This window comes from Vibrio tapetis subsp. tapetis (assembly GCF_900233005.1).
GTDB lineage: Bacteria > Pseudomonadota > Gammaproteobacteria > Enterobacterales > Vibrionaceae > Vibrio > Vibrio tapetis.
The window spans coordinates 2,954,252-2,976,218 of the sequence record NZ_LT960611.1 but is presented as its reverse complement, the minus strand read 5'-3'; the positions used below and the strand labels follow the sequence as shown (position 1 = coordinate 2,976,218).

The 21,967-nt window shown below is 43.4% G+C and carries 21 protein-coding genes and 3 tRNA genes; 12 read left to right on the top strand and 12 right to left on the bottom strand.

Translation table 11 applies throughout. From position 1 onward, the window contains the following. Nucleotides 1-178 precede the first annotated feature (178 nt). On the bottom strand, nt 179-433 hold the full coding sequence (locus VTAP4600_RS13310) for a DUF3624 domain-containing protein (RefSeq protein ID WP_102523232.1): 255 nt from the start codon (nt 431-433) through the stop codon (nt 179-181). Between the two features lie 256 nt (nt 434-689). Here VTAP4600_RS13310 and VTAP4600_RS13305 point away from each other — a divergent pair, with 256 nt between their 5' ends. The 3 genes from VTAP4600_RS13305 to VTAP4600_RS13295 all read left to right on the top strand — a co-directional run bounded on the left by VTAP4600_RS13305 (nt 690) and on the right by VTAP4600_RS13295 (nt 4,444). Next, entirely contained in the window at nt 690-980 is a 291-nt protein-coding gene (locus VTAP4600_RS13305; RefSeq protein ID WP_102523231.1) for a co-chaperone GroES, read from the top strand. 73 nt (nt 981-1,053) lie between these two features. Next, on the top strand, nt 1,054-2,706 hold the full coding sequence (gene groL, locus VTAP4600_RS13300) for a chaperonin GroEL (RefSeq protein ID WP_102523230.1): 1,653 nt from the start codon (nt 1,054-1,056) through the stop codon (nt 2,704-2,706). 283 nt (nt 2,707-2,989) lie between these two features. Next, complete coding sequence (locus tag VTAP4600_RS13295; RefSeq protein ID WP_102523229.1) at nt 2,990-4,444, top strand: PDC sensor domain-containing protein; 1,455 nt, start codon at nt 2,990-2,992, stop codon at nt 4,442-4,444. A gap of 17 nt (nt 4,445-4,461) precedes the next feature. On the opposite strand, the gene VTAP4600_RS13290 is transcribed toward VTAP4600_RS13295, so the two are convergent. Then, complete coding sequence (locus VTAP4600_RS13290) at nt 4,462-4,959, bottom strand: MgtC/SapB family protein (protein ID WP_102523228.1); 498 nt, start codon at nt 4,957-4,959, stop codon at nt 4,462-4,464. A gap of 219 nt (nt 4,960-5,178) precedes the next feature. Between VTAP4600_RS13290 and VTAP4600_RS13285 the strand changes: the two genes are divergently transcribed. After that, complete coding sequence (locus VTAP4600_RS13285; protein ID WP_102523227.1) at nt 5,179-5,742, top strand: VC2662 family protein; 564 nt, start codon at nt 5,179-5,181, stop codon at nt 5,740-5,742. A 176-nt stretch (nt 5,743-5,918) separates the two neighbouring features. Then, complete coding sequence (locus tag VTAP4600_RS13280; protein WP_102523226.1) at nt 5,919-7,172, top strand: sensor histidine kinase; 1,254 nt, start codon at nt 5,919-5,921, stop codon at nt 7,170-7,172. Here the strand turns inward: VTAP4600_RS13280 and epmB are convergent. Next, the gene (gene epmB / locus VTAP4600_RS13275) at nt 7,164-8,186 is read right to left on the bottom strand and encodes an EF-P beta-lysylation protein EpmB (protein ID WP_102523991.1); all 1,023 of its coding nucleotides are present in this window, start codon (nt 8,184-8,186) and stop codon (nt 7,164-7,166) included. The genes VTAP4600_RS13280 and epmB overlap by 9 nt on opposite strands. A 33-nt stretch (nt 8,187-8,219) precedes the next feature. Between epmB and efp the strand changes: the two genes are divergently transcribed. Both efp and VTAP4600_RS13265 read left to right on the top strand, forming a co-directional pair. Further along, nucleotides 8,220-8,786 (top strand): elongation factor P, encoded by a 567-nt coding sequence (gene efp / locus VTAP4600_RS13270; protein ID WP_102523225.1) that lies wholly within the window; start codon nt 8,220-8,222, stop codon nt 8,784-8,786. A 167-nt stretch (nt 8,787-8,953) separates the two neighbouring features. After that, the gene (locus tag VTAP4600_RS13265) at nt 8,954-9,535 is read left to right on the top strand and encodes a hypothetical protein (RefSeq protein ID WP_102523224.1); all 582 of its coding nucleotides are present in this window, start codon (nt 8,954-8,956) and stop codon (nt 9,533-9,535) included. Between the two features lie 71 nt (nt 9,536-9,606). Here VTAP4600_RS13265 and frdD read toward each other — a convergent pair whose 3' ends face one another. The 4 genes from frdD to frdA are packed head-to-tail and all read right to left on the bottom strand — an operon-like array spanning nt 9,607 to nt 12,975. Next, nucleotides 9,607-9,981: a fumarate reductase subunit FrdD gene (gene frdD / locus VTAP4600_RS13260; RefSeq protein ID WP_102523223.1), complete on the bottom strand. Its 375-nt coding sequence runs from the start codon at nt 9,979-9,981 to the stop codon at nt 9,607-9,609. Nucleotides 9,982-9,994: 13 nt separating this feature from the next. Further along, entirely contained in the window at nt 9,995-10,378 is a 384-nt protein-coding gene (gene frdC, locus VTAP4600_RS13255) for a fumarate reductase subunit FrdC (protein ID WP_102523222.1), read from the bottom strand. Between the two features lie 4 nt (nt 10,379-10,382). Continuing rightward, complete coding sequence (locus VTAP4600_RS13250) at nt 10,383-11,144, bottom strand: succinate dehydrogenase/fumarate reductase iron-sulfur subunit (RefSeq protein ID WP_102523221.1); 762 nt, start codon at nt 11,142-11,144, stop codon at nt 10,383-10,385. Nucleotide 11,145: 1 nt separating this feature from the next. Further along, nucleotides 11,146-12,975: a fumarate reductase (quinol) flavoprotein subunit gene (frdA, locus tag VTAP4600_RS13245; protein ID WP_102523990.1), complete on the bottom strand. Its 1,830-nt coding sequence runs from the start codon at nt 12,973-12,975 to the stop codon at nt 11,146-11,148. Nucleotides 12,976-13,262: 287 nt separating this feature from the next. On the opposite strand from frdA, the gene epmA reads away from it, so the two are divergent. Then, nucleotides 13,263-14,237 carry an elongation factor P--(R)-beta-lysine ligase gene (gene epmA / locus VTAP4600_RS13240; protein ID WP_102523220.1) on the top strand — a complete coding sequence of 325 codons (975 nt, stop codon included), beginning with the start codon at nt 13,263-13,265 and terminating at the stop codon, nt 14,235-14,237. A gap of 24 nt (nt 14,238-14,261) precedes the next feature. Here epmA and VTAP4600_RS13235 read toward each other — a convergent pair whose 3' ends face one another. From VTAP4600_RS13235 to rsgA, 4 genes are all read right to left on the bottom strand, one after another. Continuing rightward, nucleotides 14,262-15,149 (bottom strand): DMT family transporter, encoded by an 888-nt coding sequence (locus VTAP4600_RS13235; RefSeq protein WP_102523989.1) that lies wholly within the window; start codon nt 15,147-15,149, stop codon nt 14,262-14,264. A gap of 210 nt (nt 15,150-15,359) precedes the next feature. Beyond that, nucleotides 15,360-16,775 (bottom strand): SLC13 family permease, encoded by a 1,416-nt coding sequence (locus VTAP4600_RS13230; protein ID WP_102523219.1) that lies wholly within the window; start codon nt 16,773-16,775, stop codon nt 15,360-15,362. A 194-nt stretch (nt 16,776-16,969) separates the two neighbouring features. Next, on the bottom strand, nt 16,970-17,839 hold the full coding sequence (gene asd / locus VTAP4600_RS13225) for an archaetidylserine decarboxylase (protein ID WP_102523218.1): 870 nt from the start codon (nt 17,837-17,839) through the stop codon (nt 16,970-16,972). A gap of 112 nt (nt 17,840-17,951) precedes the next feature. After that, nucleotides 17,952-19,007 (bottom strand): small ribosomal subunit biogenesis GTPase RsgA, encoded by a 1,056-nt coding sequence (gene rsgA, locus VTAP4600_RS13220; protein ID WP_102523217.1) that lies wholly within the window; start codon nt 19,005-19,007, stop codon nt 17,952-17,954. A 79-nt stretch (nt 19,008-19,086) separates the two neighbouring features. On the opposite strand from rsgA, the gene orn reads away from it, so the two are divergent. From orn to VTAP4600_RS13200, 4 genes are all read left to right on the top strand, one after another. Beyond that, nucleotides 19,087-19,632: an oligoribonuclease gene (gene orn / locus VTAP4600_RS13215; protein ID WP_102523216.1), complete on the top strand. Its 546-nt coding sequence runs from the start codon at nt 19,087-19,089 to the stop codon at nt 19,630-19,632. 171 nt (nt 19,633-19,803) lie between these two features. Beyond that, nucleotides 19,804-19,879, top strand: a tRNA-Gly gene (locus VTAP4600_RS13210). A 70-nt stretch (nt 19,880-19,949) separates the two neighbouring features. Further along, nucleotides 19,950-20,026: transfer RNA gene (locus VTAP4600_RS13205), tRNA-Met, on the top strand. Between the two features lie 58 nt (nt 20,027-20,084). Continuing rightward, a tRNA-Gly gene (locus VTAP4600_RS13200) sits at nt 20,085-20,160 on the top strand. A 677-nt stretch (nt 20,161-20,837) separates the two neighbouring features. On the opposite strand, the gene queG is transcribed toward VTAP4600_RS13200, so the two are convergent. Then, nucleotides 20,838-21,950, bottom strand: a complete 1,113-nt coding sequence (gene queG, locus VTAP4600_RS13195) for a tRNA epoxyqueuosine(34) reductase QueG (RefSeq protein ID WP_102523215.1) — start codon at nt 21,948-21,950, stop codon at nt 20,838-20,840. Nucleotides 21,951-21,967 lie beyond the last annotated feature (17 nt).

The window sequence follows — 21,967 nt, the reverse complement described above, 5'->3', positions numbered from 1 at the left end:
AAATTAATAAGATCTTTTTAATAAAAAAAGGATCTTTTAGGGAACTAAATGGGAAAAGTAGCGGTCTACTTTAATACCACTGCTTTTTCTTAGTTGAATCTAGGAAGGCCCCTAATCAGGAATTGATTTAGGGGCTTTTTTCTTTTTACGCCAACCATCCTCGATTACCTGCTATCCATTAACGTGTTTTTTTCTTGCGAGTGCGAAGGGGAAAAACAACAAACTTCATCCATAAGTGCAATGCGAGAAGGCCGTTAAATGCGAGGCACGCAAATATCAATCCAATGGATTCAATGCTGGTCGGAGTATCACTGTATAACCACCACCAGATTAGCCAACTCAATACCGAAAGTACGCATAGCTGATTCATACAGCGTTGGCAGCGGCCAATTTTTTTCCAAAACCAGTTCTCACTGCAACGGTTACAAGCCATATCCAAGATCTTTAATGAGGTGAGGGGGCAATTATAGATCAACTAATCTTAACGCCTAGTGGTTTAATTTGAGCGAAATTTGCTTTTGAAGCTGCATTCGATAAGAAAGAGTGACGATGGCTAATTTTTATTAACTAAATCACAAAAAAATCGCAGCTGCCCCTTGGTATATCAGCATTGACACCTCATATCTGTTTCACATGCCGATTTACGGCAATTCCTATTCACATGGACTATTAATCAGGAGAGACGACCAATGAACATTCGTCCTTTACACGACCGAGTTATCGTTGAACGCCAAGAAGTTGAATCTAAATCTGCTGGAGGCATCGTACTGACCGGTTCTGCTGCTGAAAAATCAACTCGCGGAATCATTCTAGCTGTAGGCAAAGGCCGCATTTTAGAAAATGGCACCGTTCAAGCTTTGGATGTAAAAGTGGGTGATACGGTGATCTTTGCTGAAGGTTACGGGACTAAATCTGAAAAGATTGACGGCAAAGAAGTTCTGATTATGTCTGAAAACGACATCATGGCGATCGTTGAATAAGTCAGTATTGAATAGTTTTTTGCTCTGATTCAACAATGAGTGAATACAACCGAATTAAGAAAGGAAATTAAAGATGGCTGCTAAAGACGTTAAATTTGGTAATGACGCACGTATTAAGATGCTAGAAGGTGTAAACGTTCTGGCTGACGCGGTAAAAGTAACTTTAGGCCCTAAAGGTCGTAACGTTGTTCTAGATAAATCATTTGGTGCACCAACAATCACCAAAGATGGTGTTTCTGTTGCTCGTGAAATTGAATTGGAAGACAAATTCCAAAACATGGGCGCACAAATGGTTAAAGAAGTGGCCTCTCAAGCGAATGATGCGGCGGGCGACGGAACAACAACAGCGACAGTACTGGCTCAATCTATCATTACTGAAGGTCTAAAAGCGGTTGCTGCTGGCATGAACCCTATGGATCTTAAGCGCGGTATCGACAAAGCGGTTATTGCTGCAGTTGAAGAACTAAAAGTACTTTCTGTTCCATGTGCAGACACTAAAGCGATTGCTCAAGTGGGTACTATCTCTGCTAACTCTGATCTAACGGTTGGTAACATCATTGCTGAAGCAATGGAGAAAGTAGGCCGTGATGGCGTAATTACCGTTGAAGAAGGTCAAGCTCTGCAAGACGAGCTAGACGTAGTAGAAGGTATGCAGTTCGATCGCGGTTACCTATCTCCTTACTTCATCAATAACCAAGAAGCTGGCAGTGTTGATCTAGAAAGCCCGTTTATTCTTCTTATTGATAAGAAAGTATCAAACATCCGCGAATTGCTTCCTACTCTAGAAGCGGTAGCAAAAGCGTCTCGTCCACTGCTTATCATTGCAGAAGATGTAGAAGGCGAAGCGCTGGCGACACTTGTTGTGAACAACATGCGTGGCATCGTTAAAGTAGCAGCAGTTAAAGCACCAGGCTTTGGCGACCGTCGTAAATCAATGCTTCAAGATATCGCTATCCTAACGGGTGGTACGGTTATTTCTGAAGAAATCGGTCTAGACCTTGAAAAAGTAACGCTAGAAGATCTTGGTCAAGCAAAACGCGTGACGATCACCAAGGAAAACTCAACCATCATCGATGGTGCGGGTGAAGAAGCGATGATCCAAGGCCGTGTAAGCCAGATTCGTCAGCAAGTTGAAGACGCAACTTCAGACTACGATAAAGAAAAACTTCAAGAGCGTGTTGCTAAACTCGCTGGTGGCGTTGCGGTAATTAAAGTTGGCGCAGCAACCGAAGTTGAAATGAAAGAGAAAAAAGACCGTGTTGAAGATGCACTTCACGCTACTCGCGCAGCAGTAGAAGAAGGGGTAGTGGCAGGCGGTGGTGTTGCACTTATCCGTGCGGCATCAAAAGTGGCTGAGATGGGCCTTAAAGGCGACAACGAAGAGCAAAATGTTGGTATTCGTGTTGCTTTACGTGCAATGGAAGCGCCACTTCGTCAAATCACAAGCAATGCGGGTGATGAAGAGTCAGTGGTTGCAAACAACGTGAAAGCGGGTGAAGGCAGCTACGGTTACAATGCAGCGACTGGTGAATACGGCGATATGATTGCAATGGGTATCCTTGACCCAACAAAAGTAACGCGTAGCGCACTTCAGTTTGCAGCATCCGTTGCCGGTCTGATGATCACAACAGAAGCTATGGTTACCGATCTACCTGCTAAAGATGCACCTGGAATGCCTGATATGGGCGGTATGGGTGGCATGGGTGGTATGCCAGGTATGATGTAATACAATAAAGGTAATTACCTTTTCGTATTATTGATAAAGCCCTCACGAAAGTGGGGGTTTTTGCGTTATAGAACGGTCAACATTGACAAGAACGTGGTAGTCGACTTTATTTTACAAATTTACTCCAGCCTTTTATTGCTATGGTATTGAAGAGAAAGGCATTTCACTTTAGCTATTACCTAATACTCATCTGAGTTCTTATAAAACCATCTGAAATTGCTTTCAGTAGCCTTCAATTCTGGTATGGTGGCGGCATAAAAAATATACTAGGCTAGGTATAATTGTGGCTTATCAAAGCTCTTTCCCCATAAAGCGAGCAATACTCGGTGTGACAGCCGTTTTTGGTTTGTTTCTATTTCTTATTTTTATTGATGCATTAGACGAGGCAGAAGAAGAGTACCAACAAGAAAGTCAGCAAATATTGTCGACAATGAGAGATCTTACCCATACATTGCGTTCGGTTGAGTTCGAAATGACGACCCACAGTTACCTTCGAGGTGATCAGTATCCATTTCCCATTATAAAAAAAATTGAAAACCAGAGTTGCTATTTTCTTAGTGATCTCGACTCGGGAGCAGGCTTTGACTTTGTATATTCAGGCCCTGAGTCTATGTGTGATGAATACAGTAGACTAAACCTTGAAGCGTTGAGCCACTTATCTTCGGCTAATGTCATGGCGTATTTGGTTACATTAGTTGATAAAGTCTCGGCTTTTTATTTCATATCGAAAGATAAGTACATTATTTCCTCCCCCTCTGATCTTGCAAATAATATGAAAGGTCACCAGTTTGATGATGTCGTTGAAGGTCGACCATTTTGGGCAAATACCGTTAAGCACGGGTTAGCCGAAAATAGAGGAGATATCACTTTTACGGGAGAGTACGAAGATCTATTAACTCATCAGTCCGTGATTACTCTGACGGTTGGCGTATATAACAAAGGGCGATTTCTTGGTGTTCTTGGTGTCGATGCATTTGCGAATAAAATTAAAAGCAAATATGGCAGAGAGTACGTGATTTCGGATTGGCAAGGAGGCAATAACTTGTCTTTATTTAGCTATGCGATTTCTCGCCCGTTAAGCAATGCATATTTTGATTCACGCCTTTATCTCACGGTCAGTCAAACTTGGCAGCAACATATGAGCCATTTGTGGGTTAGTAAATACTACCTGTTAGTGACTCTTTGTATGGCGTATCTGTTCATTGTTATTATGCTGCTGAAAAAAAACTGGTCAGTCATCGATGCCTATGAGCATTATCTTGGTTTTACGCAATCAAACTCTGGTTTATTGAACTTGTTGGGTTTAGAAGACAGCTTGAAAAGGCTGGAGGAAGAGCCTTATCTGTCGATGGCTCTTTATCGTAATCAGCAGTTTGACCATTACACTTCTGCTTATGGAAAAGGGGTGTATCAGCAATTATACCAACACGTAATTGATACATTTTCCCAACGGCTACGTGATAAAGATTTGTTTGTTCAACTCGATAACGGTGATTTATTGCTGGTGGTTCCGACTGAATCGGAACATCTTGCAACGCATATGTTTACGAGCCTTGAGAGAGAGTTATCGTTACGATCATGCCGCTTGGAACAGGGCGGTAGGATACAAATGTCGATGGAGGGTGAGCATCATTGCTTCCCTGTGCATCATTACGATAATTTTCATCACTTGTGGATGAGTGAGCAGGCTCAAATTCTGTTCTCGTCTCAGAGCATAGAGCAATATAGAACCGTATGATTAGATAAGCCGAGCCGCTATTTTGCTCGGCTTTTTCTATTTACTTTCCTATTTACAATAGTTTGATGGACGCCTCGCTTTAGGCTCATGAAACTGTTTTCCAGTTTGTCTACCCCAAGTAAAAGTGCCAATACAAGAACGGTGATTAGGACAGCTTGTTGACCAAACCCTAGAGCAATCATCATGCCTAATGCCGCTAATACCCAGATAATAGCGGCGGAGGTCACTCCGTGTATTTTTCCATCTAGAGTCATCATTACCCCTGCTCCTAGAAATCCAACGCCCGTAATTATTTGGCCGAGCACTCGAGCTTGATCGAGCGTGTTTGGGGATAAGTGAACAGCGAGAGACATGAAAAAATAAGTGCCAGACACGATTAAGGTAGATGTTCTGATTCCGACCGGCTTACCACGTATTTGCCTTTCTACACCGATGAGTATTCCGCAGATAGCACAGCATAAAAGGTGTGACCAAGCAAAAGGGCCAAGATCTAGGTAGGGTGATAGCGTTGTCATGAGACGAAATTCAAGGGAGAAAAGCGAGCATTTTGCAACAGCGTGATGATGAAGGAAAACTAATAATTTTTATGGTTACAGACAAAAATAGTGTTGAAGTTATCAAATTGACGTTTAGTTTGCCATTATTGAATAAGTGCAACTTATAGGTTGATGATGTGACCGCAATCGCATATATTTCATCGAATCCTGTTCGATATAATAAAATAAGGCACCAAAATGAAAAAATCAATCTCAGCGTTAGCGTTAGCAATGGCGGCAGTATCTCCTTTTGCAATGGCTGATAGCTCTGGCGCGATGTTCTCTACGCTTGACGGTTACAATGCACCTAGCAACGATGCAGTTGGTGGTGTTCGCCTGTCTGTTATTCACGGTAAAGTAAGTGAAGTGAAAGGTGTGGATGTCTCTGTGTTGGGTATGTCTGAAACAGACAAAATGACGGGTGTTAACTTTGGTATGTTTTTTGGTGCATCGAAAGTAAACCAAGAAATGAAAGGTGTTTCGCTAGGTCTGTTCAACTGGAACACGGGTCATGCAAAAGGTTTAAACTTGGGCGCTGTTAACGTAACTAATGACGTTCAAGGCGTTAACTTAAGCACGGTAAACTACTCTGAAGGTTACACTATGGCTGATGTTGGCCTTGTGAGCTTGTCTCAAAAATCAAACTTCCAATTCGGCTTCTTTAATAAAACAAAAGAAATCGACGGTGTACAGATTGGCCTGATCAACTGTGCAGACAATGGTTTCCTTCCTTGTTTCCCTATTGTTAACTTTGCAAAATAATGACGAAGTAATCGAAATACGAAAGCCCTTGGTCTAAACTAAGGGCTTTTTTACATCTAGCATTTAAAGATACGAAAGCTGAAAAGATCTTCGATTGATTTTTAGACGGCGGTGATTTTGTACAGCCACTGTTTATCAACTACGCTTAATAAGATATTTTCCCGAAGAAATGCCTTATGACTCAGCAAAGCGAAGATTTAACCAGCCTCCCAGTTCTTGAAGGAATATTTCATAGTGTGCCCATTATGCTGGCAGTGCTGGATAATAACTTAAAATATCTATTTGTAAGTCAGCAATATCTTGATTTTATTAGGCTAAGCAATGAAGAGGTGCATAATCGAACTGCGGCACAAGTACTGCCTGAACAAATTTACTTAAGTATTGCCCCATTACTAGAGCGGGCGCTATGTGGGGAGTCGATAAGCTTTGAGATTGCGCTGCCGACGACACCAGAGAGCTTTTTAAATATTCAATATCAACCGAGGTTTAATGCCAGTGGCGCTCAAATTGGCATTTTGATGTCTGGTGTTGATATAAGCAAACTCAAGAAAGCGGAGCTGGATTTACAAGAATTTAATAGTCACTTGGAAGATGTTGTTAAAGAAAGAACTCAACGTTTAGAGCAAGCCAACTTTGGGCTTTTAGAGACACTGGATACGCTAAAACATGCACAAAGCTCGTTAGTTGAGTCTGAAAAAATGGCATCATTAGGTAATCTTGTGGCGGGTATTGCCCATGAGGTGAATACACCTCTAGGAATAAGTATTACAGCAACAAGCTATTTAGAAGAAAACATCAAATCTCTCCAAGCTGGGTTCGAATCTGGCTCTTTAACTAAAACTCAGTTTCTTAAAACCATCAATGCACTAAAAGAGTCCGCTAGCATATTGGATGCTAATTTGATCAGGGCTGAAAGTCTGATATCAAGCTTTAAACAAGTCGCGGTGGAGCAAAGCGACCAGAAAATGCAGATGTTCAATTTAAAAGAAATAATAGATAGCCTGCTGACCTCTCTTTCGCATGAGATCAGAATTTTAAGAGCTTCTGTTGAGGTAGATTGTTCAGGTTCAATTGAGTTAGAGAGCTATTCAAGTAGCTATATCCAGATTTTAACAAATCTAATTACGAATAGTCTTCGACATGGCTTTGACGAGTGGGACGGAGAGAGAAAAATCGTCATCAAAGTAAGAGTTGACGAGAGACAGATTAAAATTGAGTACTTCGATACCGGAAAAGGCATCGCTCCTTCGATTATTGACAGGATATTTGAACCATTTGTGACGACGAAAAGGGGCCAAGGTGGTTCAGGTCTTGGCACCAATATTATTTATAATACCGTTGTGACATTACTTAAAGGCCGCGTTGAGTGTTACTCGGAACCCAACCTTGGTGCTCGGTTTATCTTTATTCTTCCTAGAGCATTATTCTAAATCAAGATTGATAGGGGTTTTACTGGCTCTCCCACCGATCTCCCTCGTTAGCCTCGGAACTAGGTAACCTGAAACCTGAGTGATCACATCTGCCATAATTTCTTTCGCTCTGGCATCAGAAACAAAATAATGGGCTGCGCCCTGTACTTTATCCAATACGTATAGGTAGTAAGGCAATACGCCTGCAGAAAATAGCGTCTCGCTTAACATTATTTGGTCTTCTGCTGAGTCATTAATTCCTTTCAACAAGACAGCCTGATTGAGTAAGGTACAGCCTGATGACTTTAATCTGTTTAATGCAACTGTCAGCTCGTTATCAATTTCGTTGCCGTGATTAATATGAGTGACAAAAACAATATTAAGCCGAGTATTTGTCAGTATCTGGCATAATTCGTTGGTGATCCTTGCCGGAATAACAACGGGAAGGCGTGTATGAATCCGCAACGTTTTGATGTGCTTGATATCAGCGATATTGTTAATGAGCCATTCAAGTTCATTGTCCTTAGCCATGAGTGGATCGCCGCCAGATAAGATGACTTCATTGAGCTCAGTATGCTGCTTTATATACTCGAGGCTGTTTAGCCAAACAGATTTGGAGCCTTTGTTATCCGCGTAGGGAAAATGACGTCTGAAGCAATAGCGACAATTGATGGCACAGCCGCCTTTCACAATGAGCAATACTCGGTTCTTGTATTTATGAAGTAAACCCGGTTGTTGATTGTTTTGTTCATCAAGAGGATCAGCAGAGTAACCCGGTGTTTGCTCATATTCTTCGAATAAGGGTAAAACTTGTTTTAGCAAAGGATCGTTTGGATTGCCTTTTTCCATTCTATCGACGAAGCTCATCGGTACGCGCATAGGAAAAAGCTCACGCGCAGCGAAGCCTTTTTGCCACGGGATCGGATCGATTTCCAGTAAAGAGAGGAGCTCAGACGGATCTGAGATCGCATTCGCCAGTTGTTTGAGCCAGTTTTGCTCAACAGATGGCTCGATTCGGGTTATTATATGCGGCATAGAATTTAACTCTAACATGGTAAAGAGGAAATAATGGCTACAGTTAGCACCAATGAATTCAAAGGCGGTTTAAAATTTATGCTCGACAGTGAGCCGTGTGTCATTCTCGAAAACGAGTTTGTGAAACCGGGTAAAGGTCAAGCGTTCAACCGTGTACGAATTCGTAAACTATTGTCTGGTAAAGTGTTAGAGAAAACATTTAAGTCTGGCGAAACTGTAGAAGTCGCTGACGTAATGGATATCGATCTTGATTACTTGTACTCAGACGGCGAATTCTACCACTTTATGAACAGCGAAACATTCGAACAAATTGCAGCGGATGTGAAAGCAGTGGGCGATAACGCTAAATGGTTAGTTGAAAACAACACGTGCATGATCACGTTGTGGAATAACAACCCAATCACTGTAACACCGCCAAACTTTGTTGAATTGGAAGTAACAGAGACAGATCCTGGCCTGAAAGGTGATACTCAAGGCACGGGTGGTAAACCAGCAACACTTTCAACAGGCGCTGTTGTTCGTGTTCCTCTGTTTATTGCTATCGGCGAAGTGATCAAAGTTGATACGCGCAGTGCAGAATACGTAGGTCGAGTGAAGTAATTTTACTTACACCTAATGAAAAAAGTCGCATGATTGCGACTTTTTTTATGTCTGGCGTTTATGTTTTATAAAATTAGCCTTCACTTATAGACTTGTTAGTAATAAGACGTATTATCCTTTCGGTTGTGGAACTAATATCACAAATTCATTTTCGTAAGGATATCAAAATGAAACAAACACTTTTTGTCGCTTTACTCACGACAGCATTCGGTTATTCGAGCATGTCATTGGCTTCAGAGGTCGATGGCCATAATTTTTCTTTGTCTAAAGGAAAGCCCGATGCCGGACTGTGCCAATTTGATGTAGACCAAGGTAAGTCTTTTTTTGACGCAGAATCAGGCAAGTTATGGGCGTGTGGGGAAGCGGGTTGGGTGTATTTTGAGTCGAAGAGCAGCTTAGTGTGTGAGAGTTCTCCTACGATTGACATCAACCAATACCAAGCTTGGAAAAAGCGAAGCTATACCGGTGGTGCAGAAGTTTCTCACAATGGTCGCCTCTACAAAGCTCGTCATTGGGTGAACAAAGAGCCCGGTCAAACAGAGGCTTGGGAGTTGATTGATCTTTATGTTGGAGGCCCTTCTTCGTGGAGTAAGCTAGAGCAGTATCACTCAGGTAAAGATAGTGTGGTTTACATGGGGCATGTCTACAAAGCCACGGCCTGGTCTAGAAATGTAAACCCATCGCAAGAAGTGTTGAAGTCTGGCTGGAAAAGATGGAAATGGGTTGGTGAATTTGAATGCCCAGAATAAATACGAGTAAGTAGAATAAAAAAAGGCTGATAGGAGTACCATCAGCCTTTAATATTGTCAGCTATAACATCTTAAATCATAAAGACAAAAACGATAGCTATTGCTGAAATGATCGATGCAAAACCGTAGCAAAAAATCTTGCCAACCACGCCAGCATGGATTTTCAGATCGTGCATGCCGTGATGTAAGCGGTGCATTGCGTGCCACATTGGTAAAGCAAGAGTACCGATAACAAACAAGGCTCCGATGAAGCTGGTTGCAAAATCTGCAACGCGATCATAGCTCATTGCTTCAGGAGAAATAACCCCCATTGGTACCAAGATACCAAGCACAAGAATAGTGATCGGACTGATCATTGCAAACCAAGTACCGCCAGCGCCAAATAGCGTCCACCATACGGGTTCATCTGAACGTTTAGGGGTTTTATTGACTGTAGAGTGAGTCATTACATTGGCCTCCTTAAACCACGACAAGTACGATAAGTGAAATCGCAGCGACCGCTGCCCACTGACTCAACACGATGATTTTTTTATCAATCAACTTACCTTTCAAGCGAATTGGCATCACTTGAGGCATCATGCTAAAGAAAGTCTGGGCATGCAGTAGGCTACCTGCAAGTGCAACGATATTGATCGCGACAACAATAGGGTTAGCCATAAAGCCAAGCCATGCTTGCCACGCTTCAGGCCCCTTCACTAGGCTGCCCAAACCAACGGTTAGGAACAGAGTAAACAAGATTAACGGTAGAATGGTTGCTTCACGCATCATATAGAAACGATAAAACGGGCTGTCTTTCCACCATGTGCGCTTCATTTCACGAACATAAGGTTTACGATTGCTCATCCTTCTAGGCCTCCGCTTTCTTTGGTGAACCATCCGGTTTCAACATGGCAATGACGAAGTCCATTGAAGATTCAACTTTGCCTTGGTTTACCGCTGCTGCAGGATCGACGTTTTTAGGGCAAACCTCAGAACAGTAACCCACGAAAGTACAACCCCATGCGCCATTGTCTCCATTGATAAGCTTCATACGCTCATCTTTGCCGTTATCACGACTATCTAGGTTGTAACGGTGAGCAAGTGTTAATGCTGCAGGGCCAATAAACTCTGGGTTTAAACCAAATTGCGGACACGCTGCGTAACATAAACCACAGTTAATACATCCAGCGAACTGCTTGTATTTTGCCATTTGCTCAGGCGTTTGCAGGTTAGCACCATCTTCAGGTTTACGGTCATTACCAATGATATAAGGCTTGATGGCTTCTAGACGTTCGATAAATGGCGTCATATCCACGATTAAGTCTTTTTCAATCGGGAAGTTAGCCAGTGGCTCAATTCTCAATCCATCAGGGTAGTCACGCAGAAAGCATTTACATGCCAGTTTAGGAACGTTGTTAACCATGATGCCGCAAGAGCCACAAATCGCCATACGACAAGACCAGCGGTAAGAGAGGTCTTTATCCAGGTTGTCTTTGATGTAACCAATGGCATCAAGTACCGACATAGTGTCATCGAAAGGCACATCAAACGACTGCAGATGTGGTTCGCTGTCTTTTGCTGGATCGTAGCGTAGGATTTCGACTTTTTGAATACGAGTTGTCGTCGTCATATTATGCCTTCTCCTCTGCTGGTTTTTCTTCATCAAGTTGTTTTTGAGCTGCCGCTTCAGCCGCGGCTGCTTTTTCTGCCGCTTCACCATATAGACGAGCTTTAGGTTGAGACTTGGTGATTTTCACATTGCTATAATCGATAGACGGCGCCGCGTCTTCTTTGAAGAAAGCCAATGAGTGCTTCAAGAAGTTCTCATCATCACGTTCAGTGCAGCCATCGTCTAGACGTTGATGAGCACCACGAGATTCTGTTCTTAAAATAGCCGAGTGAGCCATGGCTTCAGCGACTTCAAGTCCGTAACCGACTTCAATGGCATACAGAAGATCGGTGTTAAACACTTTTCCTTTGTCTTTGATGCCAATGTTTTTGTAGCGAGCTTTAAGTTCAGTCAACTTATCAATGGTTGCTTGCATCAGATCTTCTTGACGGTAGATACCACAACCAGCTTCCATTGTGTGACCCATTTCAGTGCGGATATCCGCCCAGTTTTCATTTCCGTCTTGATCTAAGAGTGCTTGAATTCGTGCTTCAACCGCTGTTATTTGTTTAGCGATTGACTCGTCATTCCAGCCTTTGAACTCAGCAGCGCGCTTAACTGCGTTTTCACCGGCAACACGACCGAATACGACAAATTCAGCCAATGAGTTTGAACCTAAGCGGTTTGCACCATGCAGGCCAACAGAAGCACACTCACCCACAGCGAATAGACCTTTGATTCGAGTTTCACATTGGCCGTCTGTTTCAATGCCACCCATGGTGTAGTGAACCGTTGGGCGAATTGGGATTGGTTCTTTAGCAGGATCTACATTCACGTAAGCTTTTGAAAGCTCACAGATGAATGGTAAACGTTCTTGCAGGTACTCTTCACCGAGGTGGCGAAGATCAAGGTGCACCACATCACCCAGAGGGTGCTTAATGGTGTTGCCTTTTTGCTGCTCATGCCAGAATGCCTGAGAAACTTTGTCACGAGGACCCAGTTCCATGTATTTGTTTTTTGGTTCGCCAACAGGGGTTTCTGGCCCCATGCCGTAATCTTGTAGATAACGGTAGCCGTTTTTGTTGACGATGATACCGCCCTCACCACGACAACCTTCAGTCATCAAAATGCCCGTGCCTGGAAGGCCCGTAGGATGGTATTGAACGAATTCCATGTCACGAAGAGGAACGCCGTGGCGATAAGCCATTGCCATTCCGTCGCCAGTTACGATACCGCCATTGGTATTGCAGTGGTAAACGCGACCAGCACCACCCGTTGCAAGTACAACAGATTTCGCTTTGATGGTAACGAGTTCACCTTCAGACATATGAATGGCGATTAAACCTTGAACTTCACCGTCTTCAACGAGAAGATCGACCACAAAATACTCATCGAATCGATTGATTTGATCGTATTTCATCGAAGTTTGGAACAGGGTGTGAAGCATGTGGAAGCCTGTTTTGTCAGCAGCGAACCAAGTGCGCTCTACTTTCATGCCACCAAAACGACGTACGTTGACTTCACCATTTTCTTTGCGACTCCATGGGCAGCCCCATTGCTCCATTTGGACCATTTCGCGAGTCGCGCTTTTAACAAAATATTCTACAACGTCCTGTTCACATAGCCAGTCCCCACCGCCAACAGTATCGTTGAAGTGGTTATCTAGGCTGTCTTCTTCCTTGATTACAGCTGCTGAGCCTCCTTCCGCTGCGACAGTGTGAGATCGCATTGGATACACTTTAGAAATAAGTGCAATTTCGAGTTCAGGGTTGGCCTCAGCCGCGGCAATGGCAGTACGAAGACCGGCGCCGCCTGCGCCGATGACTGCGATATCTGTGGTTATTGTTTTCACAGTTATCCTCCAGTGTGTATTGGCAATAAAAAAGCGGCTAGGCGTACTATCTTTCGATAATGCGCAAGCTACCAATGTCATGCCTGGGATTGTAATAATTGATTTTGAGTTCCTTGGCGTATATTAAAAGACGGGCACTGGGAAAAAATTGATGTACTTAGGTTTTTGCTCCGGTAATGCAAGTTTGAGCATATTATTTTGGTTTTGTGTGAGGAAAGTCACTAACCACTTTGGAATAGTGCGATTAACAGGGTAAAATTGTCAGTTTTTTCCCATTGGAGTCATTTATGACCTTAGCTACTTGGCAGCCGTCGGCTTCGATTTCGATGCTGAAAAAAAGAGGCGATATTTTGTCTCAAATTAGGCAGTTTTTTGCTCAACGACGTGTCTTAGAAGTCGATACGCCAGCCATGAGTCACGCAACGGTTACTGATGTGCACATGCATACGTTTCAAACGAATTTTGTTGGTCCTGGGTATTCACAAGGAGCGTCCTTGTATTTAATGACCAGTCCAGAATTCCATATGAAGCGGCTGCTTGCTGCGGGTAGTGGCTGTATTTATCAAATTAATAAAGCGTTTCGTAATGAAGAGGATGGTCGCTATCACAACCCAGAATTTACGATGTTGGAATGGTATCGAATGGGTTTCGACCATCATCAGCTAATGGACGAAATGGATGACTTGTTACCGTTGATTTTAAAGTGCGATTCTGCGAATAGAATGACTTATCAGCAAGCATTTTTGTCGGTGTTAGGTGTGTGTCCGTTAGAGGCAAGCATGGATGACCTCAGAGCCTCTGCTGCTCAGTTAGGCTTGAGCGATATTGCCCATAACGAGCAAGATAAAGATACACTATTGCAGTTACTTTTCAGTGTTGGCGTTGAAGGTGTTATTGGCCAAAATGCCCCTGTATTTGTTTATGACTTTCCGGCTTCGCAGGCGGCATTGGCGAAAGTGAACCAGTCTGATCCTAGGGTGGCGGATAGATTTGAAGTTTATTATAAAGGCATCGAGCTAGCTAACGGCTTCCATGAGTTAGATAATCCTGCTGAACAGCTAGCGCGTTTTGAACAAGACAACAGAAAACGCATAAGCACGGGGCTACAGCCTCAACCCATTGATCACAATTTAATTGCCGCTTTAGAGCATGGTTTACCAGCCTGCGCTGGCGTTGCTCTTGGGGTCGACCGCTTGATTATGCTTGCGTTGGACTGTGAGCATATCGATGAGGTAACGGCTTTTCCATTCCCTATCGCCTGAACAACATTGTGACTTATTTGGTTGTTAGCCGACAATAATGCCTGTACCGACAACGGCGACAGCTGCGCCTAACCACGCGTAGCGGTTGGGTCTTTGTTTCGTATACAGCCATAAAAGAGGCAGTAACATGATTGGTGTAGTGGAAGAAAGTAGCGCGACCATACCAACGTTACCGTCTTTTAAGGCGTAGAGGATCAGAGTCATACCGACGGCCATTGCTAAAAAGCCGTTGACGGCACAAATGGCAAGTATTTTTAAACTTATTGGTTGAATAGGTCGGGCTAATTTTGCCCCCGTCATACGAAATAAACTGTGTGCTAAAAAAGCGGTGATCATCCTTAACGCTGAAGCCGCAATTGGATCAATTTCGGTGAGCATGACAGGCTTTGCGATGATGCCTCCCATTGCTTGGCAAAAAGCAGCAAGTAGTCCTAGGGATACCCCAATCCAAGCTCGGCCTTTTACCGCTTCCCAATCATGTTGCTTTTGGCTTTTTCGTCCGAAGAAAATAGCGGAAACGACGCCTGAGAAAACCAAGACTGAGCCAATATATTCACTGCTGGTTAGCGTTTCGCTAAAAAGAAAATAGCCCAGTAAAGCGGAAAAGACGGCATGGCATGAAAAGAGCAGGCCAGCCTGTCTCGGACCCATTCGATTCATACAGGCAAATAGCGCAGTATCGCCAATAAAAATACCAATCAGCCCAGATAGAGCCATCGGAAATATATGGACGGATTCCACACTGCTCCAGCCTCCAGTCACAAGAGCCATAACAATCAGCATACTTGCAGTACACCCCATCCTCCAGCGACTGTACGCGAATGAACCAAGATGCCTTGCTGGTGTTACTGATATTAAACTGGAAATTGCCCATAAAAATGCGGCAGCAAGGGCGAGCCATTCATAAGTCATAATATGAAAAATAGGATGATAGATGACCTGACTATGCACTAATAATTTGCAATCAACCACTGTTTGATGCGGTTGAATAGAAAGGCATGACACGAAAAGTCCCCTAGATAAGAGGACTAATGCGTTTGAAGCTCTTTGCTACAAGACCAAAACTTTTGTTACGAGCACAGAGCTTCTTGTTATAAGAGCATCATTCCGTGTTGGGAGAGTTTAGGTAAGAATAAGCATGGCGGCGTAAACCATAAGCAACCCCAAGACTCCCATAATCAAGCCAATCTTAGCCATATCTTTACTTTCGATTAAACCGGTTGAATACGCTAATGAGTTTGGTGGCGTAGAAACAGGTAAGATCATACCAAGGGAGGCGGAAAATGCGACGACCACGAGCAAGCCTTGCAGTCCACCTATAGCGACCAAACTTGGCATGGATGTCCCGATAGCGGCAGCGATGGGCATGAGTAAGTTGGCGGTTGCGGTATTGGACATAAAGTTAGCCATCAACCAACATACAATCGATAAGGTAATCACGACGGCGTAAGGAGTTAATGACTCATAATCGATTGAATGTGCCAGCGCCTCTGCTAGCCCTGTTTTATCTAACCCAATACCAATAGCAATCCCCCCAGCAACCAACCACAGTACGTCCCAGTTAATTTGCTTTAGCTCTTCTTTTCCCATAATTCCCGTTAGGGTAAATACGGCGAGAGGAATAATTGAAACCACATAGGTGTTCATGCCATGGAGGCTGGTGGTCATCCATAAGAGTATGGTAGCGGCAAACGTAATGTAAACGGTAATTGCTCGCCAGCTCTTTCTAAACTGGCCATTAAGTTTTAGCACCATCTCTTTTTCAGATGAAGGAAACAGCCGTTGAAGAAGAAACCAAGCGATGGTCAATTGAATCATGACAAAGGGCAGCCCCATCATCATCCAACTGAGAAAGTCGATGCTGTTTTCTCCGGTTAAATATTGTAGTGCGATAGCATTGGGTGGCGTGCCAATTGGCGTTGCTATACCACCGGTATTGGCAGCAATAGGAATACATAGCACCAATGCTTTCACCCCCAAGTCTCCTTTAGGTGCTGAAGCAACAATAGGTCCGAGTAACGCGAGCATCATGACGGTAGTGGCGGTGTTTGACATAAACATAGAAAAAACTGCGGTGATCAGCATTAACCCAAGCATGATGAACTTTGGCTGCGTACCAAATGGTTTGAGTAAAACACGAGCCAAGTTGTTATCCAGTTCGTATTTGGATGCCGCGATGGCTAGAGCAAAGCCCCCCATAAATAGAATGATGATCGGAGAAGAGAATGCGCTGAATATATCGGTGTAATTGATCAGCTCGCCAAGGTCATGCCCTTCAGGAGGCGTGCGAAATAAATGCAGCCCCTTATTGGATATCATAACTAACTCTAACGCGATGATTAAGATTGATGTGGCAAAAACAGGAACAGGTTCGAGTACCCATAGTAGGGCTGCAAGTAAAAAAATAGCTAAAAGTCTATGTTGGATGAGGGTTAAATCATCAAGAGGGATCAAATCTATGGGCATCAACAAAACCGCAGTGGGAATGGCAAAGCAGATGAAGAGTTTGATCAAAATCGCAGGATTTTTTATTACCATAGACGTAAAAACCTTCCTAGTTTAAGTCAATAGCAATGAGGATAAATGAGGGTCAAGATTGTTACTTAGATCTGGGCGAGACTTTGATAAAAAAGAAAAGCTTAATGGGGGGATTTTTGTTTTTTATCAATAAAGAGAAAGAACAGAGCGGGTGTTGAGAAAGGAGGTCGATTGACGTCAACCTCCTGATTCATTTAGCTTTCGGATTTGATATGCGCGTAAGCCGTGCCTAACAACGTTGGAACATTGTTTTGCATCGTTTGGTCGAATTCAATTGCATCTTTAGCGAATAGGTTAATCACCGTAGAGCCAAGCTTAAAGCGACCCATTTCGTCACCTTTGTTAAAGTGAACAGACTTATTTCCCTCGGCAGGGTAATCCCATGTATAAACGGTGTTACCACGAGGAGGTGTGACGGTTCCTGCCCATGTCAGCTCAATGCTACCGACGATAGTGGCACCAACCAATACTTGTGCCATAGGGCCAAACTCGGTATCAAAGATACATACAACGCGTTCGTTACGAGCAAATAGATTAGGCACGTTTTCGGCCGTGAGCGGATTAACCGAGAAGAGGTCTCCTGGTACGTAAATCATCTGACGAAGCACGCCGTCACAAGGCATGTGAACACGGTGATAATCGCGTGGCGACAAGTATAAGGTAGCAAATTCGCCATCAGCGAATTCTTGCGCTAACGTAGCGTCGCCGCCGAGTAGCTCTTGTGCCGAGTAAGTATGACCTTTTGCTTGAATGAGCTGGCCATCAGTAATCGGACCGAATTGACTAACACAAGCATCAGCTGGATGTGCAATGATTGACTTATCTTCAACCACTGGTCTCATACCTGGTTTTAATTCACGTACAAAGAATTCATTAAACGTTTTAAAGTGAGCAGGATCAGAGTGCAAAGCTTCATCCATGTTCACCTTGTATTGTTTTACAAATAAACGAATAACAGCGGTTGTGAGGCTGCCCGCTTTTGAACTGGCAAATTTACCAACCAGTCGAGTTAATCCATGCTGTGGTAGGCAATATTGTAGGCCTACTTTAATTTTATCTAACACGTTTGATTCCAACTTGTTCAATAATTTGGCGCGAGATACTACTCAATCTGATACGCCTTGTCAGCTTCTTTGCATCAAAGGCGTAGATTTGACCGCGCTTTAGGTGAATGTACTAGAGTTCGCCTTTCTTATTTTTCGAAAACTGACGATTCGCTTTATTCTCAGACATGCTTTCAATGATGCGGTGATAGTTATCAAACCGAACTTTTGCAATATCACCTTTTTCAACGGCGGCACGCAAAAGACATCCGGGATCATCATTATGTGTACAGTCGCGGAATTTACAGCCACCAAGGTAAGGACGGAACTCTATAAAGGCTTCCGTGACTTCATCGGCCTCTAAATGCCACAAGCCAAATTCACGTACTCCAGGGGAGTCAATGAGATCACCGCCGTTAGGGAAGTGATAAAGTCGTGCTGCAGTAGTGGTATGTTGACCTAGGCCTGAGTTTTCTGAAACGGCGCCTTCTTCAATATCAACATCAGGAAGTAGGGCATTAACTAAGCTGGATTTTCCTACTCCAGATTGTCCAACAAAGATATTAATTCTGTCTCTAAGTTCCAGTTCCAGAGCTTCAATGCCTTCGCCTGTTTCTTTACTGACAAACAATACTTTATAGCCAATTTTCTCGTAAGCCGCTAACCACGCCTTGTACTGAGCGATTTCTTCTGGCTTAAGAAGGTCCATTTTGTTGAGAACAATAAAGGGTGCCACTTTTAAAGTCTCTGCTGCCACTAAGTATCGATCAATGATGTTGAGAGATAACTCAGGCAGGACAGAAGAGACAATAACCATCTGATCAATGTTTGCCGCAACCAGCTTTACACCGTCGTAGTAGTCTGGTCTTGTGATCATGGAGGTACGTGGTTCAACCGCTTCAACAACGCCAGAAATACCTGCCATGGATTCAAGGCCACAACGCCAAAGAACTCTATCGCCGGAGACGAGGTTTTCTATGCTGCGGCGCAGGTTGCAACGGTGTACTTCACCACTCTCAAGATCTTCGATATCCGCATGTTGGCCGAATCGAGTAATGACTAAGCCTTTTTTTGCGCCACCCAGCATGGATTCATCCCACTGAATGGTATCTTCTTTCTTGAGGCGCTTATTTTGATTACTGCGTACGCGTCGTACTTGACCTTTGGTCAGCTTTTTCTTCTTTGCCACGTATATTCAACTTCTAAGGTTGGAATTCGTAATTTGCGGAGTATGATACCTCTTTTAGCAACAAAATAGGCACTCATCTATGTCATTCAGCGATCAAAACTTAATTTGGATCGATTTGGAGATGACAGGGCTTAACCCTGAAACCCACAAGATCATTGAAATCGCTACGATTGTTACTGATAGCGAATTAAACATTCTCGCTGAAGGCCCAGTACTCGCAGTTCATCAACCTGAACAAGAATTGGATAAAATGGATGAGTGGTGCACCACTACCCATACAGGAAGTGGTTTGGTTGAACGTGTTCGAGAAAGTCAAATTACAGAGCAGCAAGCCATTGCGGAAACTATTGCGTTCCTTGAAAAATGGGTTCCGAAAGAAAAGTCGCCTATCTGTGGTAATAGTGTAGGGCAAGATCGCCGTTTTCTTGTAAAGCACATGCCTGAGCTTGATCAGTATTTCCATTACCGCTGTATTGATGTCAGTACTATTAAGGAATTGGTGCGTCGCTGGAAGCCAGAGGAGCTGACCAAATTCTCTAAAGCAGGAACTCATCTTGCTCTTGATGATATACGAGAGTCGATCGCCGAGCTTCAATTTTACCGAAAAAGTGTTTTTAGTATTTAGTAAGTAGGTCATTATGCTAAGCCTTTGACCAAACTGGCTAAAAATACAGCAAAAATTAAATAAAACGCATTTTTTTGAGATAAGGACTTGCATCACAAAAAAATGCTCTTATAATTCGCAGCCCTGAACGGCAGAAAGCCTTTCAGTTCTTAACGAAAATTAAGATGAAATGCGATACTAGCTCAGTTGGTAGAGCGCAACCTTGCCAAGGTTGAGGTCATCGGTTCGAACCCGATGTATCGCTCCAAATTCTCTCTCGTGCTTAGCACTGAAGAAGAAAATGGCAAAGTCTCATTGTCTTAAACAATGCATCCGGACGCGGGATGGAGCAGTTTGGTAGCTCGTCGGGCTCATAACCCGAAGGTCGTCGGTTCAAATCCGGCTCCCGCAACCACATTACAGTTAAGCGCCAGTTCATTGCCAAGGCAATAGAATAGCCGCGATTAACTTATGCGATACTAGCTCAGTTGGTAGAGCGCAACCTTGCCAAGGTTGAGGTCATCGGTTCGAACCCGATGTATCGCTCCAAATTCTCTCTCGTGCTTAGCACTGAAGAAGAAAATGGTTCAGTTTCATTGTCTTAAACGATGCATCCGGATACGGAGTTAAGCAAAATGGCTTCTCCTTAGGCCGCACCCAGATTAAACGCACACGCGAGTGATCAAGCAACCGCTCTTTCAATGCTGTGAAGCATTACCCCAAAATAATTCAATGACACACCCTATGGGTGATTTTTTGTTTTTATAAAACAAATTCTATTGCCACTGAGTCATCAGTTAGTTTTCCAAGCCTTCATCCCTGATGATACAAGGCTCGTTAGCCTCTGCCTGAAAATAAACTCACAGACTTATCCACAAATATTGAGTTGTGGGTAACTTGGTTGATAAGTTGTTTTTATGTCGATTAATCCTGAGGTTTCTGAGGATCTTTTGGGTAGGTCTAAGGTCGAATAACTGGCTATTTCCAATGTAAGGCACTGTTTAATATTGATTTTTTTCTATTTTGCTTAGTACTAAAGAGTGAAAATAAAGATCTTTAAGTGGTTTTTTATTGATCCTTATCATTTATTCAAACTGTGTTTAACTTTTCAAATCTTGGTAATGTGTGCTGCCAAAACAGATTTTTTCCACATACAGCTCTTTTTGCGAAACAAGTCATAATTATTGTGGTAACTAGCCTGTGGGTAACCTTATATACAGCTTAGGTTACGCATCTCTTGGCAAGCCTTTCTCGACAATTCGTATTAACCGTTCTTTTTTTCTATCTTTAATAGGAACTTGAGCAAGTTGCTGTTCAATAGCCCACTGAATGTGAATATCCAAATTGTCAGAGATAGATAATCTAGTGTTAAGTGCGTCAATATTGTTTTGAGAGTAAGGAGCATTCCCTAGGGCGACAGCGATGTTCCGCAACCATTGAGTATGGCCGATACGACGAATAGCCGAACCTTCCATTCTCTTCATGAACTCTTCTTCAGTCCAAGAAAAAAGCTGGGTCAGTTCTGGTGAATTCAGAATGGATCTACGGTGGAAGTCATTTTTCTCAGTAATCTGTCCGTGTTTATTCCACGGGCAAACCAATTGGCAATCATCACAGCCATAGATTCGATTACCGATAAGTGATCTGAGCTCTTCTGGTATGACGCCATCTAGCTCTATCGTAAGGTAAGAAATACACTTTCTCGCATCAACAACCCCTTCAGATACAATGGCACCCGTTGGGCACGACGTCATACAAGCCGTGCACTTTCCGCATTGGTCTTCCAGTGGAGTATCAACAGGTAAAGGTATATCGACGAGCAGTTCTCCGAGAAAAAACCAAGAACCGGCAGAAGGGTTGATAATGAGTGAATGTTTACCACTCCAACCTAGTCCTGCTTTCTGAGCTAATGGCCGCTCTAGAATAGGCGCAGAGTCTACAAATGGACGATAGCCCAATTCGCCGACTTCTTGCTCGATTTTCTGTCCCAATTTTTTTAGCTGATTACGGACCAATTTGTGATAATCACGGCCTAGCGCGTAGCGGCTAATATAACCCTGATTGTGATTTTTTAGATTAGACGCAAATTGTGCTTCCGGGGGAAGATAGTCCATCCGAACACTAATGGCTCGTAATGTACCAGGTAAGAGCTCTGCCGGACGAGCACGCATCATTCCATGGCGAGCCATCCAATCCATTTGACCGTGATAACCAGCATCTAACCAGCGCTGTAAGCTAGCTTCATGCTCTGATAGGTCAATATCGCAGATGCCAATATCTTGGAAACCAAGTTCGATTCCCCATTGTTTTATTTTGTCTGCGAGTTCGGAATAATTCATAATATGACTGAGCGAAA

Coding starts and splice junctions, on each gene's coding strand:
- orn (WP_102523216.1), top strand. CDS start 19,087: ATGTCATTCAGCGATCAAAACTTAATTTGGATCGATTTGGAGATGACA.
- VTAP4600_RS13290 (WP_102523228.1), bottom strand. CDS start 4,959: ATGACAACGCTATCACCCTACCTAGATCTTGGCCCTTTTGCTTGGTCA.
- queG (WP_102523215.1), bottom strand. CDS start 21,950: ATGAATTATTCCGAACTCGCAGACAAAATAAAACAATGGGGAATCGAA.
- frdC (WP_102523222.1), bottom strand. CDS start 10,378: ATGAGCAATCGTAAACCTTATGTTCGTGAAATGAAGCGCACATGGTGG.
- VTAP4600_RS13265 (WP_102523224.1), top strand. CDS start 8,954: ATGAAACAAACACTTTTTGTCGCTTTACTCACGACAGCATTCGGTTAT.
- groL (WP_102523230.1), top strand. CDS start 1,054: ATGGCTGCTAAAGACGTTAAATTTGGTAATGACGCACGTATTAAGATG.
- VTAP4600_RS13230 (WP_102523219.1), bottom strand. CDS start 16,775: ATGGTAATAAAAAATCCTGCGATTTTGATCAAACTCTTCATCTGCTTT.
- VTAP4600_RS13280 (WP_102523226.1), top strand. CDS start 5,919: ATGACTCAGCAAAGCGAAGATTTAACCAGCCTCCCAGTTCTTGAAGGA.
- frdD (WP_102523223.1), bottom strand. CDS start 9,981: ATGACTCACTCTACAGTCAATAAAACCCCTAAACGTTCAGATGAACCC.
- efp (WP_102523225.1), top strand. CDS start 8,220: ATGGCTACAGTTAGCACCAATGAATTCAAAGGCGGTTTAAAATTTATG.
- VTAP4600_RS13310 (WP_102523232.1), bottom strand. CDS start 433: ATGGCTTGTAACCGTTGCAGTGAGAACTGGTTTTGGAAAAAAATTGGC.
- VTAP4600_RS13235 (WP_102523989.1), bottom strand. CDS start 15,149: ATGACTTATGAATGGCTCGCCCTTGCTGCCGCATTTTTATGGGCAATT.
- epmB (WP_102523991.1), bottom strand. CDS start 8,186: ATGCCGCATATAATAACCCGAATCGAGCCATCTGTTGAGCAAAACTGG.
- VTAP4600_RS13250 (WP_102523221.1), bottom strand. CDS start 11,144: ATGACGACGACAACTCGTATTCAAAAAGTCGAAATCCTACGCTACGAT.
- VTAP4600_RS13305 (WP_102523231.1), top strand. CDS start 690: ATGAACATTCGTCCTTTACACGACCGAGTTATCGTTGAACGCCAAGAA.
- VTAP4600_RS13285 (WP_102523227.1), top strand. CDS start 5,179: ATGAAAAAATCAATCTCAGCGTTAGCGTTAGCAATGGCGGCAGTATCT.
- epmA (WP_102523220.1), top strand. CDS start 13,263: ATGACCTTAGCTACTTGGCAGCCGTCGGCTTCGATTTCGATGCTGAAA.